Source organism: Cronobacter malonaticus LMG 23826, assembly GCF_001277215.2.
GTDB lineage: Bacteria > Pseudomonadota > Gammaproteobacteria > Enterobacterales > Enterobacteriaceae > Cronobacter > Cronobacter malonaticus.
The window spans coordinates 3383324-3401001 of the sequence record NZ_CP013940.1 but is presented as its reverse complement, the minus strand read 5'-3'; the positions used below and the strand labels follow the sequence as shown (position 1 = coordinate 3401001).

Annotated in this window: 15 protein-coding genes; all 15 read left to right on the top strand. The window is 59.1% G+C overall.

Annotated features, from left to right (window positions below; all coding sequences use genetic code 11):
- Positions 1-171 precede the first annotated feature (171 nt).
- The 15 genes from ilvI to AFK66_RS15920 all read left to right on the top strand — a co-directional run bounded on the left by ilvI (position 172) and on the right by AFK66_RS15920 (position 17678).
- Positions 172-1896 carry an acetolactate synthase 3 large subunit gene (ilvI, locus tag AFK66_RS15990; protein ID WP_007783812.1) on the top strand — a complete coding sequence of 575 codons (1725 nt, stop codon included), beginning with the start codon at positions 172-174 and terminating at the stop codon, positions 1894-1896.
- Positions 1897-1898: 2 nt separating this feature from the next.
- Complete coding sequence (gene ilvN / locus AFK66_RS15985; RefSeq protein ID WP_032967840.1) at positions 1899-2390, top strand: acetolactate synthase small subunit; 492 nt, start codon at positions 1899-1901, stop codon at positions 2388-2390.
- A gap of 177 nt (positions 2391-2567) precedes the next feature.
- A complete protein-coding gene (cra, locus tag AFK66_RS15980; RefSeq protein WP_007783847.1) occupies positions 2568-3572 on the top strand; it encodes a catabolite repressor/activator in 1005 nt (334 codons plus the stop codon).
- Between the two features lie 579 nt (positions 3573-4151).
- A complete protein-coding gene (gene mraZ, locus AFK66_RS15975) occupies positions 4152-4610 on the top strand; it encodes a division/cell wall cluster transcriptional repressor MraZ (protein WP_007783849.1) in 459 nt (152 codons plus the stop codon).
- A gap of 3 nt (positions 4611-4613) precedes the next feature.
- Positions 4614-5555, top strand: a complete 942-nt coding sequence (gene rsmH / locus AFK66_RS15970; protein WP_007847244.1) for a 16S rRNA (cytosine(1402)-N(4))-methyltransferase RsmH — start codon at positions 4614-4616, stop codon at positions 5553-5555.
- On the top strand, positions 5552-5917 hold the full coding sequence (gene ftsL, locus AFK66_RS15965) for a cell division protein FtsL (RefSeq protein ID WP_032974415.1): 366 nt from the start codon (positions 5552-5554) through the stop codon (positions 5915-5917). The genes rsmH and ftsL overlap by 4 nt, the downstream gene beginning before the upstream one ends.
- Before the next feature lie 15 nt (positions 5918-5932).
- Positions 5933-7699: a peptidoglycan glycosyltransferase FtsI gene (locus tag AFK66_RS15960; protein ID WP_007783870.1), complete on the top strand. Its 1767-nt coding sequence runs from the start codon at positions 5933-5935 to the stop codon at positions 7697-7699.
- A complete protein-coding gene (gene murE / locus AFK66_RS15955; protein WP_032967843.1) occupies positions 7686-9173 on the top strand; it encodes a UDP-N-acetylmuramoyl-L-alanyl-D-glutamate--2,6-diaminopimelate ligase in 1488 nt (495 codons plus the stop codon). Before AFK66_RS15960 ends, murE begins: the two co-directional genes overlap by 14 nt.
- A complete protein-coding gene (gene murF, locus AFK66_RS15950) occupies positions 9170-10528 on the top strand; it encodes a UDP-N-acetylmuramoyl-tripeptide--D-alanyl-D-alanine ligase (RefSeq protein ID WP_023899436.1) in 1359 nt (452 codons plus the stop codon). Before murE ends, murF begins: the two co-directional genes overlap by 4 nt.
- Complete coding sequence (gene mraY, locus AFK66_RS15945) at positions 10522-11604, top strand: phospho-N-acetylmuramoyl-pentapeptide-transferase (RefSeq protein WP_004386403.1); 1083 nt, start codon at positions 10522-10524, stop codon at positions 11602-11604. The genes murF and mraY overlap by 7 nt, the downstream gene beginning before the upstream one ends.
- Positions 11605-11606: 2 nt before the next feature.
- Positions 11607-12923 carry a UDP-N-acetylmuramoyl-L-alanine--D-glutamate ligase gene (murD, locus tag AFK66_RS15940; protein WP_023899434.1) on the top strand — a complete coding sequence of 439 codons (1317 nt, stop codon included), beginning with the start codon at positions 11607-11609 and terminating at the stop codon, positions 12921-12923.
- The gene (gene ftsW / locus AFK66_RS15935; RefSeq protein WP_007774494.1) at positions 12923-14167 is read left to right on the top strand and encodes a cell division protein FtsW; all 1245 of its coding nucleotides are present in this window, start codon (positions 12923-12925) and stop codon (positions 14165-14167) included. The genes murD and ftsW overlap by 1 nt, the downstream gene beginning before the upstream one ends.
- Positions 14164-15231, top strand: coding sequence for an undecaprenyldiphospho-muramoylpentapeptide beta-N-acetylglucosaminyltransferase (murG, locus tag AFK66_RS15930; RefSeq protein ID WP_032983341.1), 1068 nt, complete (start codon positions 14164-14166; stop codon positions 15229-15231). The genes ftsW and murG overlap by 4 nt, the downstream gene beginning before the upstream one ends.
- Positions 15232-15298: 67 nt before the next feature.
- Entirely contained in the window at positions 15299-16765 is a 1467-nt protein-coding gene (gene murC, locus AFK66_RS15925; protein WP_023899431.1) for a UDP-N-acetylmuramate--L-alanine ligase, read from the top strand.
- Positions 16758-17678, top strand: coding sequence for a D-alanine--D-alanine ligase (locus tag AFK66_RS15920; RefSeq protein WP_032972828.1), 921 nt, complete (start codon positions 16758-16760; stop codon positions 17676-17678). Before murC ends, AFK66_RS15920 begins: the two co-directional genes overlap by 8 nt.

The window sequence follows — 17678 nt, the reverse complement described above, 5'->3', positions numbered from 1 at the left end:
ATTTCGCATGTCCGGCGATGCCTGATTGCTAATTGCCTGCCTCATTTTCAGCGGTTATGTTAGGGAGGAATCCATAACGATAATTAACGACAGGACATCACACCTGTACCAGTGACCGTGCGGAAAATGACTTCTGCCGTCAGTCCGTAAACAAAAGCCTGGAGGCAAACCATGGAGATGTTGTCTGGAGCCGAGATGGTCGTCCGATCGCTTATCGATCAGGGCGTGAAGCAAGTATTCGGTTACCCCGGTGGCGCGGTGCTTGATATTTATGACGCGCTACATACCGTTGGCGGGATTGATCATGTGCTGGTGCGCCATGAGCAAGCCGCGGTGCATATGGCGGATGGTCTGGCGCGCGCGACCGGTGAGGTGGGCGTGGTGCTGGTGACTTCCGGCCCTGGCGCCACCAACGCGATTACCGGTATCGCGACGGCTTACATGGACTCCATTCCGCTGGTGGTGCTGTCAGGCCAGGTGGCGACCTCGCTGATTGGCTACGACGCTTTCCAGGAGTGCGACATGGTGGGGATCTCCCGCCCGGTGGTCAAACACAGTTTCCTGGTGAAGCAAACCGAAGATATTCCGACGGTGCTGAAAAAGGCATTCTGGCTCGCCGCCAGCGGCAGGCCTGGCCCGGTAGTGGTCGATTTGCCAAAAGATATTCTCAACCCGGCGAAAAAACTGCCGTATGTCTGGCCGGAAACCGTCAGCATGCGCTCCTATAACCCGACGACGCAGGGGCATAAAGGGCAGATCAAACGCGCCCTGCAAACGCTTATCGCCGCGAAAAAGCCGGTCATGTATGTCGGCGGCGGCGCGATTACCGCGGCCTGTGAAAATGAACTGCGCGCCGTGGCGGAAAAACTCAACGTGCCGGTGGTCTCTTCATTAATGGGGCTGGGCGCGTTTCCGGGCACGCACCGCCAGGCGCTGGGGATGCTCGGGATGCACGGTACCTTTGAAGCGAACATGACGATGCACAATGCGGACGTTATTTTCGCAGTCGGCGTGCGCTTTGACGATCGCACGACCAACAATCTCGCGAAATACTGCCCGAACGCCACTGTGCTCCATATTGATATCGACCCGACGTCGATTTCTAAAACCGTGGCGGCGGATGTGCCGATTGTTGGCGATGCGCGCCAGGTGCTGAGCCAGATGCTGGAGCTGCTGGGTCAGGAAGAGAGTCAGCAGCCGCTGGATGACATTCGCGACTGGTGGCAGCAGATTGAACAGTGGCGCGCCCGCCAGTGCCTGAATTACGACCGCGAAAGCGGCAGCATTAAACCGCAGGCGGCCATCGAAACGCTGTATCGCCTGACCAAAGGCGACGCCTACGTGACGTCTGATGTTGGCCAGCATCAGATGTTCGCCGCGCTGCATTACACCTTTGATAAACCGCGTCGCTGGATAAACTCCGGCGGGCTTGGGACGATGGGCTTCGGTCTGCCGGCGGCGCTGGGTGTCAAGCTGGCGTTACCGGAAGAGACCGTGGTGTGCGTCACCGGCGACGGCAGTATCCAGATGAACATTCAGGAGCTTTCCACCGCGCTGCAATATGAGTTGCCGGTGCTGGTGCTTAACCTCAACAACCGCTATCTGGGCATGGTGAAGCAGTGGCAGGACATGATTTACTCTGGCCGCCACTCGCAGTCCTATATGGAATCACTGCCGGATTTCGTCAAACTGGCGGAGGCTTACGGGCATATCGGGATTTCCATCACCCGCCCGGAAGAGCTGGAAAGCAAACTCAGCGAGGCGCTGGAGCATGTGCACAATAACCGGCTGGTGTTTGTCGATGTCACCGTGGACGGCACCGAGCACGTTTATCCGATGCAGGTTCGCGGCGGTGGAATGGATGAAATGTGGTTAAGCAAAACGGAGAGAACCTGATTATGCGCCGGATATTATCAATATTGCTGGAAAACGAATCGGGCTCGTTGTCTCGTGTGATTGGGCTTTTCGCACAGCGCGGCTATAACATTGAAAGCCTGACCGTGGCGCCGACCGACGATCCGACGCTCTCCAGGATGACCATCCAGACGGTCGGCGATGAAAAAGTCCTTGAGCAGATCGAAAAGCAGCTGCATAAGCTGGTGGACGTGCTGCGCGTCAGCGAGCTGGGGCAGGGCGCGCATGTCGAGCGTGAGATCATGCTGGTGAAAATCCAGGCGAGCGGTTACGGACGTGAAGAGGTCAAACGCAGCGCGGAGATTTTCCGCGGGCAGATTATCGACGTCACCCCGTCGCTTTATACCGTGCAGCTGGCGGGCACCAGCGAAAAGCTCGACGCGTTTCTCGCGAGCATTCGCGACGTGGCGAAAATTGTGGAAGTGGCGCGCTCCGGCGTGGTGGGCCTCTCCCGCGGCGAAAAGATCATGCGTTAACCGTATTACCGTCTTGTTATGCATCCGCCCGGCGCCTGCCGGGCTTTTTTTTGCAGCGGGCGCGACAGGCGCGCGCAAAAGCAGTTGCTCAGGGTACTATTCTGCGCTTAGATGTTAAGGATTTTAACTTATAACCCTTGAAAGGTTATGGAGTAACACTCTTGTTAAGGGGTAAACGTGAAACTGGATGAAATCGCGCGGCTGGCTGGCGTGTCGCGCACCACGGCGAGCTATGTCATTAATGGAAAAGCCCGGCAGTACCGTGTGAGTGATAAAACCGTTGAGAAAGTGATGGCGGTGGTACGTGAGCATAACTACCACCCGAACGCCGTCGCCGCGGGCCTGCGCGCGGGAAGAACGCGCTCCATTGGTCTGGTGATCCCCGATCTTGAAAACACCAGCTATACCCGCATCGCCAACTATCTTGAACGCCAGGCGCGCCAGCGCGGATACCAGCTGCTTATCGCCTGTTCCGAAGATCAGCCGGATAACGAAATGCGCTGCATTGAGCATCTGCTGCAACGCCAGGTTGATGCCATTATTGTTTCCACCTCTTTACCGCCTGAACATCCCTTTTACCAGCGCTGGGCGAACGACGCGTTTCCGATTGTCGCACTTGACCGTGCATTAGATCGCGAACACTTCACCAGCGTCGTCGGTGCCGATCAGGATGACGCAGAGATGCTGGCAAGTGAGCTGCGCACGTTCCCGGCCGAAACCGTACTTTATCTTGGCGCGCTGCCGGAGCTCTCGGTAAGTTTTCTGCGCGAGCAGGGCTTTCGCACCGCGTGGAAAGACGACCCGCGTGACGTGCACTTCCTTTATGCCAACAGTTACGAGCGTGAAGCCGCCGCAGCACTGTTTGAGAAATGGCTGGAAACGCACCCGATGCCGCAGGCGCTGTTCACCACCTCTTTCGCCTTGTTGCAGGGCGTGATGGACGTAACGCTGAAGCGTGAAGGGCGCTTGCCGTCGGAACTCGCGATTGCGACGTTTGGCGATAACGAACTGCTCGATTTCCTGCAATGTCCGGTACTTGCCGTGGCGCAGCGCCATCGCGATGTCGCGGAACGCGTGCTGGAGCTGGTGCTGGCAAGCCTCGACGAGCCACGCAAACCGCGGCCTGGCCTCACGCGTATTCGCCGTAATCTTTATCGTCGCGGCAGCTTAAGCCGCCGGTAATGCGCAGAGAAAAATGACAAAAAGGCAGCTCCGGCTGCCTTTTCTTTTGATTCGGATAATTCCTGCGCGTTTTTACACATTCTGACACTCCGGCTGCTCACTATGAAGAGAAGGTGTGGCGTACCGTATTAGTGGTAACTAATCATTTCTTATGTGTAAATTTGTAACCATCACAATTCATCAAACCGCAGACGGAAGGTTTTTAATTTCAGCCGTTTCCCGAACGGTTGAGAAAAGCGCGCTAAACCACAGCTGACGCTGTTAACTCCAGGGCTTTTCCCTTAAAATGCCGCTCGCGTCGCAAACTCAACACTTAGTCCTCTTCATCGATCGTATTAAGTGGTTTTTAACGGTCCTGTGTGTATTCGTCATTTTTCTTACAAATATTCATAGCGTTAATTTTGCCTCGTCAGGATGGCAGGGATTTTATTTGCCGCTTTCTCTTTGTCAGCGCCGAATCTTTTGTTGAAGGCTGCCCCGGTGCTGGCTTGACAAGCTTTTCCTCCGCTCCGTAAACTCCGGTGGGTGGGATTTTGTGGGATAAAGTGGTGAAAAAGGGCAGAGCTCAGTGAGGCTTTAATGTTTCGTGGCGCAACGTTGGTGAATCTCGACAGCAAAGGGCGGTTATCCGTTCCGACGCGCTATCGCGATTTGCTGAACGACGCCTCGTCCGGCCAGATGGTTTGCACCATCGATATTCACCATCCCTGCCTGTTGCTTTATACCCTGCCCGAATGGGTCATTATCGAACAAAAATTGTCGCGTCTGTCGAGCATGAACCCCGCAGAACGTCGCGTGCAGCGCCTGCTGCTGGGCCATGCCAGCGAATGCCAGATGGACAGCGCGGGCCGTCTTTTATTAGCACCCGTTTTACGGCAACACGCCGGATTGACCAAACAAGTGATGCTGGTCGGGCAGTTCAATAAATTTGAGCTGTGGGACGAAGTGACCTGGCATCAACAGGTCAGGGAAGACATCGACGCTGAGCAGTCATCTTCTGAAGTGTTGTCGGAGCGGCTGCAGGATTTGTCTTTATAAAATATGATGGAAAATTATAAACATACGACGGTGCTCCTGGACGAGGCCGTTAACGGCCTGAATATACGTCCAGACGGCATTTACATTGACGGCACCTTTGGCCGCGGCGGACACTCGCGTCTTATCCTCTCTCAACTGGGCGAACAAGGCCGTTTACTGGCGATCGATCGCGATCCGCAGGCGATCGCGGCGGCTGCCGCCATTGACGATCCGCGCTTCTCCATCATTCATGGCCCTTTCTCGGCGCTTGGCGATTACGTTCGCGAACGCGAGTTACAGGGCAAAATCGACGGTATTCTTCTCGATCTCGGCGTTTCATCGCCGCAGCTTGACGACCCTGAGCGCGGCTTCTCCTTTATGCGCGACGGACCGCTGGATATGCGCATGGACCCTACCCGTGGACAATCTGCCGCCGAATGGCTGCGCAACGCGGAAGAAGCGGATATCGCCTGGGTGCTGAAGACCTTCGGCGAAGAGCGCTTCGCGAAACGTATCGCGCGCGCCATTGTCGAGCGCAACCGCGAACTGCCCATGACCCGTACCAAAGAGCTGGCGGAAGTCGTGGCCGCCGCGACGCCGGTCAAAGACAAGTTCAAACACCCGGCCACCCGCACCTTCCAGGCGGTACGCATCTGGGTGAACAGCGAACTTGAAGAGATTGAGCAGGCGCTGAAAGGCGCGGTCGAGGTGCTGGCGCCGGGCGGACGCCTTTCTGTTATCAGCTTCCACTCGCTGGAAGACCGTCTGGTGAAACGCTTTATGCGCGAGCAGAGCCGCGGCCCGCAGGTACCTGCTGGTTTGCCGATGACCGAAGCGCAACTGCAAAAGCTCGGCGGCCGCGAACTGCGTGCGCTCGGCAAGCTGATGCCGGGCGAGGCGGAAGTGGCTGAGAACCCGCGCGCGCGCAGCTCCGTACTGCGTGTCGCCGAGAGGACAGGCGCATGATAAGCAGGGTGACAGAGACCTTAAGCAAAGTAACCGGATCGCTTAGCAGCACGGAACGCCATGCGCTGCCTGCCGTGATCGGCGGCGATCTTCTGCGCTACGGGAAACTGCCGCTCTGTCTGTTTATCGCCATTATCGTGACCGCGATTTTCGTGGTCACCACCGCGCACCATACTCGCCTGCTGACCGCGCAGCGCGAGCAACTGGTGCTGGAACGCGATGCGCTGGATATCGAATGGCGCAACCTGATCCTTGAAGAAAACGCGCTCGGCGATCACAGCCGGGTAGAACGGATCGCAACGGAAAAGCTGCAAATGCAGCATGTCGATCCCTCGCAGGAAAATATTGTGGTGCAGAAATAAGGACCGACCAGGCGAATGAAAGCAGCAGCAAAGACGCTTAAACCAAAACGTCAGGAAGAACAGGCCAACTTTATCAGTTGGCGTTTTGCGTTGCTTTGCGGCTGCATTTTGCTGGCTCTGGCGTTTCTGCTGGCGCGCGTCGCCTGGTTGCAGATTATCGACCCGGACATGCTGGTGCGTCAGGGCGATATGCGCTCGCTGCGCGTGCAGGAAGTCTCCACCGCGCGCGGCATGATAACCGACCGCTCCGGCCGACCGCTCGCAGTCAGCGTGCCGGTAAAAGCTATCTGGGCTGACCCGAAAGAACTGCACGACGCGGGCGGCATTACGCTCGACAACCGCTGGAAAGCGCTCTCCGACGCGCTGAAAATTCCGCTCGATCAACTGGCTGCGCGCGTGAATGCCAACCCGAAAGGCCGCTTCATCTATCTCGCGCGCCAGGTCAACCCCGATATCGGCGACTACATCAAAAAGCTTAAGCTCCCTGGCATTCACCTGCGCGAAGAGTCGCGCCGTTACTATCCTTCCGGCGCAGTGACCGCTCACCTCATCGGCTTTACCAACGTCGACAGCCAGGGGATTGAGGGCGTCGAAAAAAGCTTCGATAAATGGCTCACCGGCCAGCCCGGCGAGCGTATCGTGCGTAAAGACCGCTATGGCCGCGTTATTGAGGACATCTCCTCGACCGACAGCCAGGCGGCGCACAACCTGGCGCTCAGCATCGATGAACGCCTCCAGGCGCTGGTTTACCGCGAGCTTAACAACGCCGTCGCGTTCAACAAGGCGGAATCCGGCAGCGCCGTGCTGGTGGATGTAAACACCGGTGAAGTGCTGGCAATGGCCAACAGCCCCTCTTATAACCCGAACAATATTACCGGTACGCCGAAAGACGTGATGCGTAACCGCACCATTACTGACGTCTTCGAGCCGGGCTCCACGGTGAAACCGATGGTGGTGATGACGGCACTGCAGCGCGGTGTGGTGCAGGAAAACACGGTGCTCAACACCGTTCCATACCGGATTAACGGTCACGAAATCAAAGACGTCGCCCGCTACAGCGAGCTGACGCTCACCGGTGTGTTACAGAAGTCGAGTAACGTCGGGGTTTCCAAACTGGCGTTAGCGATGCCCTCCTCAGCGTTAGTAGATACTTACTCACGCTTTGGACTCGGAAAGTCGACCAATCTGGGGCTGGTCGGAGAACGCAGTGGCTTATTCCCACAAAAACAACGGTGGTCTGACATAGAGAGGGCCACCTTCTCATTCGGCTACGGGCTAATGGTAACGCCGTTACAGTTAGCGCGAGTCTACGCGACCATCGGCAGCTATGGCGTCTACCGCCCGCTGTCGATTACCAAGGTCGATCCGCCTGTGCCGGGCGAGCGTATTTTTCCGGAGTCTATCGTGCGCACCGTTGTGCATATGATGGAAAGCGTGGCGCTGCCGGGCGGCGGCGGTGTGAAAGCGGCCATCAAGGGCTACCGCATTGCGATTAAAACCGGTACGGCGAAAAAAGTCGGGCCGGACGGGCGTTATATCAACAAATACATTGCTTACACCGCAGGCGTTGCACCTGCCAGCAATCCGCGTTTCGCGCTGGTGGTGGTGATTAACGATCCGCAGGCGGGCAAATACTACGGCGGCGCCGTTTCCGCGCCGGTTTTCGGTGCCATTATGGGCGGCGTGTTGCGCACCATGAACATCGAGCCGGACGCGCTGACAACGGGCGAAAAAAGTGAATTCGTAATTAATCGAGAAGAGGGAACAGGTGGCAGATCGTAATTTGCGCGACCTTCTCGCTCCGTGGGTAGCTGGTCTGCCTGCGCGAGCTCTGCGGGAGATGACCCTGGACAGCCGCGTGGCGGCGGCGGGGGATCTCTTTGTGGCGGTGGTCGGTCATCAGGCGGACGGGCGTCGGTATATCCCGCAGGCGATAGCGCAAGGTGTAGCTGCCATCGTCGCTGAAGCGAAAGGCGAGGCGACGGACGGCGAAGTCCGTGAGATCCACGGCGTGCCGGTTATCTATTTAAGCCAGCTTAACGAGCGTCTCTCGGCGCTGGCGGGGCGTTTTTATGATGAGCCATCCGAGCGTCTGCGCCTGATTGGCGTGACGGGCACCAACGGTAAAACCACCACCACGCAGCTTATCGCGCAGTGGTGCCAGCGGCTGGGCGAAACCAGCGCCGTGATGGGCACAGTAGGCAACGGGCTGCTTGGCAAAGTGATCCCGACGGAAAACACCACCGGCTCTGCGGTGGATGTTCAGCATGTGCTGTCAGGTCTTGCCGCGCAGGGCGCGACCGTGGCCGCGATGGAAGTCTCTTCCCACGGTCTGGTACAGCATCGCGTGGCGGCACTGAAATTCGCCGCCACGGTATTTACCAATTTAAGCCGCGATCATCTCGACTATCACGGCGATATGGAACATTACGAAGCGGCGAAATGGCTGCTGTTTTCCGCGCACCATTACGGGCAGGCGGTGATCAACGCCGATGATGAAGTGGGCCGCCGGTGGCTGGCGAAACTGCCGGATGCCGTCGCGGTGTCGATGGAAAACAACATTAATCCGGATTGTCATGGCCGCTGGCTGCGCGCGGATGCGGTGGAGTATCACGACCGCGGCGCGACGCTGCGCTTTAGCTCCTCCTGGGGCGATGGCGAAATCGAAAGCCGCCTGATGGGTGCCTTTAACGTCAGCAATCTGTTGCTGGCGCTCGGCACGCTGCTGGCGCTCGGTTATCCGCTCGCCGCGCTGCTCGAAAGCGCGCCGCGCCTCCAGCCGGTCAATGGCCGCATGGAAGTGTTCAGCGCGCCGGGCAAACCGACCGTGGTGGTCGATTACGCCCACACGCCGGACGCGCTTGAAAAAGCGTTGCAGGCCGCGCGTCTGCACTGTGCGGGCAAGCTGTGGTGCGTATTCGGTTGCGGCGGCGATCGCGATAAAGGCAAACGCCCGCTGATGGGCGCGATTGCCGAGCAATTCGCCGATGTCGTGGTGGTCACAGATGACAACCCGCGCACCGAAGATCCGAAGGCGATCATCGCCGATATCCTGACCGGTATGCTGGATGCGGGCCGCGCGCGGGTCGTTGAAGGCCGCGCCGAAGCCGTAACCAACGCCATTATGCAGGCGGCGGAAAACGACGTCGTGCTGCTGGCGGGCAAAGGCCATGAGGATTACCAGATTGTCGGCACCCGCCGACTTGATTATTCCGATCGCGTCACCGCGGCGCGTCTGCTGGGAGCAGTGGCATGATTCGCGTATCTCTGAGCCAGCTTGCCGCCATTCTGAATGGCGAGCTGCACGGCGCCGATGCTGACATCGACGCGGTAACGACCGACACCCGCAAACTGACGCCAGGCTGCCTGTTTGTAGCGCTGAAAGGCGAGCGTTTCGACGCGCACGATTTTGCCGACCAGGCGCAGGCGGGCGGCGCGGGCGCGCTGCTGGTGAGCCGCAAGCTGGATATCGACCTGCCGCAACTGGTGGTCGCCGACACGCGTCTGGCGTTTGGCGAACTGGCGGCGTGGGTCAGACAACAGGTGCCCGCGCGCGTGGTCGCGCTGACGGGATCTTCCGGCAAAACCTCGGTGAAAGAGATGACCGCCGCCATTCTTGGCGAATGCGGCAACACGCTCTACACCGCAGGCAACCTGAATAATGACATCGGCGTACCGATGACGCTGCTGCGCCTCACGCCGGAGCATGAGTACGCGGTAATTGAGCTTGGCGCGAACCATCAGGGCGAAATCGCCTGGACCGTGAGCCTGACGCGCCCGGAAGCCGCGCTGGTCAATAACCTGGCGGCGGCACATCTGGAAGGCTTCGGCTCGCTCGCGGGCGTGGCAAAAGCCAAAGGTGAAATCTTCACTGGCTTGCCGGCAAACGGCATCGCGATTCTGAACGCTGATAATAATGACTGGCTGAACTGGCAGAGCGTCATTGGTGATCGCAAGGTCTGGCGCTTCTCGCCGAACCTCGACACCAGCGATTTCAGCGCCACCAATATTCATATCACCAGCCATGGCACCGAATTTACGCTGCGTACGCCAACGGGCAACGTGGACGTTCTGCTGCCGCTACCAGGGCGTCACAACATCGCTAACGCGCTCGCGGCCTCTGCACTGGCGATGGCCGTCGGCGCGCCGCTTCAGGCGATTAAAGCCGGGCTTGCGAAGCTTAAAGCAGTGCCAGGGCGTCTGTTCCCGGTGCATCTCGCTGAAAATCAGTTACTGCTGGATGACAGCTACAACGCCAACGTTGGCTCTATGACCGCCGCCGCGCAGGTGCTCTCTGAAATGCCCGGCTATCGCGTAATGGTGGTGGGCGACATGGCGGAGCTTGGCGATGAAGCCGAAGCCTGCCATCAGCAGGTGGGCGAAGCGGCGAAAGCCGCGGGCATCGATAAAGTCCTGAGCGTCGGTACGCTCAGCGAAGGCATCAGCCGCGCCAGCGGCGTGGGCGAACATTTCCGCGATAAGCAGGCCGTGATTGCACGCCTGAAGACGCTTATCAACGAGCATTCCATCATTACCCTTTTAGTGAAAGGTTCACGTAGTGCTGCCATGGAAGAGGTGGTGCGCGCATTACAGGAGAACAGGACATGTTAGTGTGGCTGGCCGAGCATCTGGTCAAATATTATTCCGGCTTTAACGTCTTTTCATATCTGACGTTTCGCGCCATCGTCAGCCTGCTGACCGCGCTGTTTATCTCCTTATGGATGGGGCCGCGCCTGATCGCGCATTTACAGAAGCTTTCCTTCGGGCAGGTTGTGCGTAACGACGGCCCGGAATCGCATTTCAGCAAACGCGGTACGCCGACCATGGGCGGCATTATGATCCTCACCTCTATTGTGGTGTCGGTGCTGCTGTGGGCTTACCCTTCCAACCCGTATGTCTGGTGCGTGCTGTTTGTGCTGGTCGGTTACGGCGCGGTGGGCTTCGTTGATGATTACCGCAAGGTGGTGCGTAAAGACACCAAAGGTCTGATCGCCCGCTGGAAATATTTCTGGATGTCGTTGATTGCCCTGACCGTGGCGTTTGCGCTTTACATCACCGGCAAAGGCACACCGGCGACCGAACTGGTAGTGCCGTTCTTCAAAGATGTGATGCCGCAGCTCGGCATTTTCTATGTGCTGCTCGCTTATTTCGTGATTGTCGGCACCGGCAACGCGGTAAACCTGACGGACGGTCTGGACGGCCTCGCCATTATGCCTACCGTACTGGTGGCAGGCGGTTTCGCGCTGGTGGCGTGGGCGACAGGTAACATGAATTTCGCAAGCTATCTGCATATCCCGTATCTGCGTCACGCGGGTGAACTGGTGATTGTCTGCACCGCGATTGTCGGCGCGGGCCTGGGCTTCCTGTGGTTCAACACCTATCCGGCGCAGGTCTTTATGGGTGATGTCGGCTCGCTGGCTTTAGGCGGTGCGCTCGGCATTATCGCCGTACTGCTGCGTCAGGAATTCCTGCTGGTCATTATGGGCGGCGTCTTTGTTGTGGAAACCCTGTCGGTCATCCTGCAGGTCGGCTCCTTTAAGCTGCGCGGACAGCGCATTTTCCGCATGGCGCCTATCCATCACCACTATGAACTGAAAGGCTGGCCGGAGCCGCGCGTGATCGTGCGCTTCTGGGTGATTTCGCTGATGCTGGTGCTGATTGGCCTGGCTACGCTTAAGGTACGTTAAACATGGCAGATTATCAGGGTAAAAAAGTCGTCATCATCGGGCTTGGGTTAACCGGCCTTTCCTGCGTGGACTTTTTCCTGGCGCGCGGCGTGACGCCGCGTGTGATGGATACCCGAATCTCCCCGCCGGGGCTGGATAAGCTGCCGGAAGAGGTGGAGCGCCATCTCGGCTCGCTCAACGAAAACTGGCTAATGAACGCCGATCTGATTGTCGCAAGCCCAGGCATTGCGCTCGCGCATCCGGCGCTGAGTGCGGCGGCGGAAGCGGGCGTTGAGATTGTCGGCGATATCGAACTGTTTTGCCGCGAAGCGCAGGCACCGATCGTCGCCATTACCGGATCGAACGGTAAAAGCACCGTGACGACGCTGGTCGGTGAAATGGCGAAAGCGGCGGGTGTTAATGTCGGCGTCGGCGGCAATATCGGCCTGCCCGCGCTGATGCTGCTGGAAGAGGGGCGCGAGCTGTATGTGCTTGAGCTTTCAAGCTTCCAGCTCGAAACCACCTTTAGCCTGAAGGCCGCCGCTGCGACCATTCTTAACGTCACCGAAGATCATATGGATCGTTATCCGCTCGGGTTGCAGCAGTATCGTGCGGCGAAGTTACGGATTTATGAAAACGCGACGGTGTGCGTGGTGAACGCCGACGACGCGCTGACTATGCCGGTTCGCGGCGCCGACGAGCGCTGCGTGAGCTTCGGTATTGATGTCGGGGATTATCACCTTAACCGTCAACAGGGCGAAATCTGGCTGCGCGTGCGGGGCGAGAAAGTCCTCAACGTGAAAGAGATGAAGCTCGTAGGCCAGCATAACTACACCAACGCCCTGGCGGCGCTGGCGCTGGCGGATGTCGCGGGCTTGCCGCGCGCCAGCAGCCTGAAAGCGCTCACGACGTTTGGCGGTCTGGCGCACCGTTTCCAGCTCGCTTATGAGCATAACGGCGTACGCTGGATTAACGATTCCAAAGCCACCAACGTCGGCAGCACTGAGGCGGCGCTCAATGGCCTGCATCTCGACGGCACGCTGCATTTGCTGCTGGGCGGCGACGGCAAATCCGCTGATTTCTCTCCGCTCGCGCATTACCTGACGGGCGATCGCGTGCGTCTGTATTGCTTTGGCCGCGATGGCGACGCGCTGGCGGCGCTGCGCCCTGACGTTTCCGAGCGCATGGAAACGATGGAAGAGGCGATGAAAGTCATCGCCGGACGCGTGAAGCCCGGTGATATGGTCTTGCTCTCGCCTGCCTGCGCGAGCCTCGATCAGTTTAAAAACTTCGAACAGCGCGGCGACGTCTTTACGCGTCTTGCGAAGGAGCTTGGCTGATGCGCTTATCGCTTCCTCGCCTTCGCCTGCCGCGGTTCCCTGGAATGGGCATTCTTGCCTGGATTTTCCGGGCGCTTCGCGGCTGGGTGATGGGTTCGCGCGAGAAGGACACCACCAGCCTCGTCATGTACGACCGTACGCTGCTCTGGCTGACGCTCGGGCTTGCGGCGATTGGTTTTATCATGGTGACGTCGGCGTCAATGCCGGTTGGCCAGCGTCTGGCGAACGATCCTTTCCTGTTCGCCAAGCGTGACGGCCTGTATCTGCTGCTGGCGTTTGGCCTGGCGATGGTGACGCTGCGCCTGCCGATGGAGTTCTGGCAGCGCCACAGTGCGGCGATGCTTATCGCCTCGATTGTGATGCTGCTGATCGTGCTTGTAGTGGGCAGTTCGGTTAACGGCGCGTCGCGCTGGATTGCGCTCGGCCCGCTGCGTATTCAGCCGGCGGAGTTCTCCAAACTGTCGCTCTTTTGTTATCTGTCGAACTACCTGGTGCGTAAGGTCGATGAAGTGCGCAACAACCTGCGCGGCTTCTTAAAACCGATGGGCGTTATTCTGGTGATGGCGGTGCTGCTGCTGGCGCAGCCTGACCTCGGTACGGTGGTGGTGCTGTTCGTGACGACGCTTGCGATGCTCTTTCTCGCCGGCGCCAAGCTCTGGCAGTTCATCGCGATTATCGGCATGGGCATTTCGGCGGTCGTGCTGCTGATCCTCGCCGAGCCTTACCGTATTCGCCGCGTTACTTCGTTCTGGAACCCGTGGGAAGATCCGTTCGGCAGCGGCTACCAGTTGACCCAGTCGCTGATGGCGTTTGGCCGCGGCGAGTTGTGGGGGCAGGGGCTTGGGAATTCGGTGCAGAAACTGGAGTATTTACCCGAAGCGCATACCGACTTCATCTTCTCCATTATTGGGGAAGAACTGGGATATATCGGTGTGGTACTGGCGCTTTTGATGGTATTCTTCGTGGCTTTTCGCGCCATGTCGATAGGGCGTCGCGCGCTGGAAACCGATCAGCGTTTCGCGGGCTTTTTGGCCTGTTCTATCGGTATCTGGTTTAGTTTCCAGGCGCTGGTTAACGTCGGCGCGGCGGCGGGTATGCTGCCGACCAAAGGCCTGACGCTGCCGCTTATCAGTTACGGCGGTTCGAGCCTGCTGATTATGTCGACGGCGATTATGTTGTTGTTGCGCATAGATTATGAAACGCGTCTGGAGAAAGCCCAGGCGTTTACACGAGGTTCACGATGAGTGGTCAACCAAAGCGGCTGATGGTGATGGCGGGCGGAACGGGCGGACACGTCTTTCCAGGGCTCGCCGTAGCGCACCATCTGATGGCGCAGGGATGGCAGGTTCGCTGGCTGGGGACCGCCGATCGCATGGAAGCAGACCTGGTGCCGAAACACGGCATTGAGATCGATTTTATTCGGATCTCCGGCCTGCGTGGTAAGGGCCTGAAAGCACTGGCGCTGGCGCCGGTGCGTATTTTTAACGCCTGGCGGCAGGCGCGGGCGATCATGAAGCGTTTTAAGCCCGATGTCGTACTGGGTATGGGCGGCTATGTATCTGGCCCTGGCGGGCTGGCGGCGTGGTCGCTCGGTATTCCTGTCGTCCTGCATGAGCAGAACGGCATCGCGGGACTGACCAACAAATGGCTTGCGAAAATCGCGAGCCGCGTGATGCAGGCATTCCCCGGCGCGTTCCCGAACGCGGAGGTCGTAGGCAACCCGGTGCGTACCGACGTACTGGCGCTGCCGCTGCCGCAGGCGCGTCTCGCGGGCCGTGAAGGCCCGGTGCGCGTGCTGGTGGTCGGTGGTTCGCAGGGCGCGCGCATCCTGAACCAGACGATGCCGCAGGTGGCGGCGCGCCTGGACGATGCCGTGACTATCTGGCATCAGAGCGGTAAAGGCGCGCAGGAAGATGTCCAGCAGGCGTATGCCGCTGCGGGCCAGCCGCAGCATAAAGTGACCGAATTTATCGATGACATGGCGGCAGCCTACGCGTGGGCGGATGTGGTGGTATGCCGCTCCGGCGCGCTGACGGTGAGCGAAATCGCCGCCGCCGGGCTGCCGGCGCTGTTTGTGCCATTCCAGCATAAAGACCGGCAGCAATACTGGAATGCGCTGCCGCTTGAGAAAGCGGGCGCGGCGAAGATTCTCGAGCAGCCGCAGTTTACCGTTGAGGCGGTGAGCGAGACGCTGAAGGGATGGGATCGCGCCACGCTGCTTGAAATGGCTGAGCGGGCAAGAGCGGCCGCCATTCCCGACGCGACCGAAAAGGTCGCTGATGAAGTACGCGCGGTCGCCCGCGCGTGACGATTGCGGATAATGTTTGTTCCGCGTGATTGATGATGTTATGGCGTTTGCCAAAGGCTTTTAAAGAATGAATACACAACAACTGGCGAAACTGCGTTCTATCGTGCCCGAGATGCGTCGTGTCCGGCACATTCACTTCGTTGGCATCGGCGGCGCCGGTATGGGCGGCATTGCGGAAGTGCTGGCGAATGAAGGCTACCAGATCAGCGGGTCCGATCTGGCGCCGAACGCTGTCACGCAGCAGTTGACGGCGCTGGGCGCCACCATTTATTTCAACCATCGCCCGGAAAACGTGCTCGATGCGAGCGTGGTGGTGGTGTCGAGCGCTATCTCTGCGGATAACCCGGAGATCGTGGCGGCGCATGAGGCGCGTATTCCCGTTATCCGCCGCGCCGAGATGCTGGCGGAGCTGATGCGTTTTCGTCACGGTATCGCCGTTGCCGGCACGCATGGCAAAACGACGACCACTGCGATGGTGTCGAGCATTTACGCCGAAGCGGGCCTCGACCCGACGTTCGTCAACGGCGGTCTGGTGAAAGCGGCGGGCACGCATGCGCGCCTAGGCAACAGCCGTTATTTGATTGCCGAAGCCGACGAAAGCGACGCGTCATTCCTGCATTTGCAGCCGATGGTCGCGATTGTGACCAATATCGAAGCCGACCACATGGACACTTACCATGGCGACTTTGAGAACCTGAAGCAGACGTTTATTAACTTCCTGCATAACCTGCCGTTTTACGGCCGTGCGGTGATGTGTGTTGACGACCCGGTGATCCGCGAGCTGCTGCCGCGCGTCGGGCGTCAAATTACCACTTATGGTTTCAGTGAAGATGCCGATGTACGTGTGGAAAATTATCGCCAGACTGGCGCGCAGGGGCACTTCACGCTGGTGCGTCAGGACAAGCCGGAACTGCACGTGACGCTGAACGCGCCGGGCCGTCATAACGCGCTGAACGCGGCGGCGGCGGTGTCTGTGGCGACGGAAGAGGGGATTGAAGACGAGGCCATTTTGCGCGCGCTGGAGAGCTTCCAGGGCACCGGGCGTCGCTTTGACTTCCTCGGCGAGTTCCCGCTTTCGAACGTGAACGGTAAATCCGGCACGGCGATGCTGGTGGATGACTACGGTCATCATCCGACGGAAGTGGATGCAACCGTGCGCGCTGCCCGCGCAGGCTGGCCGGAGAAAAACCTGGTGATGATTTTCCAGCCGCACCGCTACACCCGCACGCGCGATCTGTATGACGATTTCGCTAACGTGCTGTCGCAGGTCGATGTACTGCTGATGCTGGATGTCTATCCGGCGGGTGAAGCGCCGATCCCGGGTGCCGACAGCCGCTCGCTGTGCCGCACGATCCGCGCGCGCGGCAAAGTAGACCCGATTCTGGTTTCCGATCCGGCACAGGTCGCCGCGATGCTGGCACCGGTGTTGTCGGGCAACGATTTGATTCTGGTTCAGGGCGCGGGCAATATCGGTAAAATCGCGCGCCAGCTGGCGGAAGCGAAGCTGCAACCCGAGGAGAACGCGCATGGTTGAGAAAATCGCTGTACTGCTGGGCGGTAATTCGGCGGAACGTGACGTCTCCCTGCAATCCGGCAGCGCGGTGCTTGCGGGCCTGAAAGAGGCGGGCGTGGACGCGTACGCTGTCGATCCGCGCGACGTATGTGTGACGACGCTGAAAGAAGAAGGGTTCGATAAAGTTTTTATCGCGCTGCATGGTCGCGGCGGCGAAGACGGCACGCTGCAGGGGATGCTGGAGTATCTCGGCCTGTCTTATACCGGTAGCGGTGTGATGGCGTCGGCCATCACCATGGATAAACTGCGCACCAAACTGCTCTGGCAGGGCGCAGGGTTGCCGGTAGCGCCGTGGGTGGCGCTGGAGCGTCAGGACATCACTGGCGGCCTTAGCGAGGCATTAAGCGCGCGTATCGCGGCGCTGGGCCTGCCGGTTATCGTGAAGCCGAGCCGCGAAGGTTCAAGCGTCGGCATGTCGAAAGTCGACAGCGCGGAAGCGTTACTGCCCGCGCTCGAACTGGCGTTTGAACACGACAGCGAAGTGCTGGTAGAGAAATGGCTGAGCGGCCCGGAATTTACCGTCGCCATTCTCGGCGATGAGATCCTGCCTTCGATTCGCATCCAGCCTGCCGGCGTGTTTTATGACTACGAGGCGAAGTATCTCTCGGATGAGACACAATATTTTTGCCCGGCGGGCATTGACGCTGAACGCGAGCAGGCGTTACAGGCGCTGGTGATGGACGCCTGGCGTGTGCTGGGCTGCCGGGGCTGGGGCCGCGTGGACGTGATGCAGGACAGCGACGGTGAGTTTTATCTGCTTGAGGTAAATACGGCGCCTGGCATGACCAGCCATAGTCTGGTGCCGATGGCGGCGCGTCAGGCGGGCATGAGCTTCTCGCAGCTGGTGGTGCGTATTCTGGAGCTGGCGAACTGA

What these genes read in the sequence shown, in the direction of transcription:
- ilvI (WP_007783812.1), top strand. Translation starts at nt 172, where the DNA reads ATGGAGATGTTGTCTGGAGCCGAGATGGTCGTCCGATCGCTTATCGAT.
- ilvN (WP_032967840.1), top strand. Translation starts at nt 1,899, where the DNA reads ATGCGCCGGATATTATCAATATTGCTGGAAAACGAATCGGGCTCGTTG.
- mraZ (WP_007783849.1), top strand. Translation starts at nt 4,152, where the DNA reads ATGTTTCGTGGCGCAACGTTGGTGAATCTCGACAGCAAAGGGCGGTTA.
- rsmH (WP_007847244.1), top strand. Translation starts at nt 4,614, where the DNA reads ATGATGGAAAATTATAAACATACGACGGTGCTCCTGGACGAGGCCGTT.
- ftsL (WP_032974415.1), top strand. Translation starts at nt 5,552, where the DNA reads ATGATAAGCAGGGTGACAGAGACCTTAAGCAAAGTAACCGGATCGCTT.
- AFK66_RS15960 (WP_007783870.1), top strand. Translation starts at nt 5,933, where the DNA reads ATGAAAGCAGCAGCAAAGACGCTTAAACCAAAACGTCAGGAAGAACAG.
- murF (WP_023899436.1), top strand. Translation starts at nt 9,170, where the DNA reads ATGATTCGCGTATCTCTGAGCCAGCTTGCCGCCATTCTGAATGGCGAG.
- mraY (WP_004386403.1), top strand. Translation starts at nt 10,522, where the DNA reads ATGTTAGTGTGGCTGGCCGAGCATCTGGTCAAATATTATTCCGGCTTT.
- murD (WP_023899434.1), top strand. Translation starts at nt 11,607, where the DNA reads ATGGCAGATTATCAGGGTAAAAAAGTCGTCATCATCGGGCTTGGGTTA.
- ftsW (WP_007774494.1), top strand. Translation starts at nt 12,923, where the DNA reads ATGCGCTTATCGCTTCCTCGCCTTCGCCTGCCGCGGTTCCCTGGAATG.
- murG (WP_032983341.1), top strand. Translation starts at nt 14,164, where the DNA reads ATGAGTGGTCAACCAAAGCGGCTGATGGTGATGGCGGGCGGAACGGGC.
- murC (WP_023899431.1), top strand. Translation starts at nt 15,299, where the DNA reads ATGAATACACAACAACTGGCGAAACTGCGTTCTATCGTGCCCGAGATG.
- AFK66_RS15920 (WP_032972828.1), top strand. Translation starts at nt 16,758, where the DNA reads ATGGTTGAGAAAATCGCTGTACTGCTGGGCGGTAATTCGGCGGAACGT.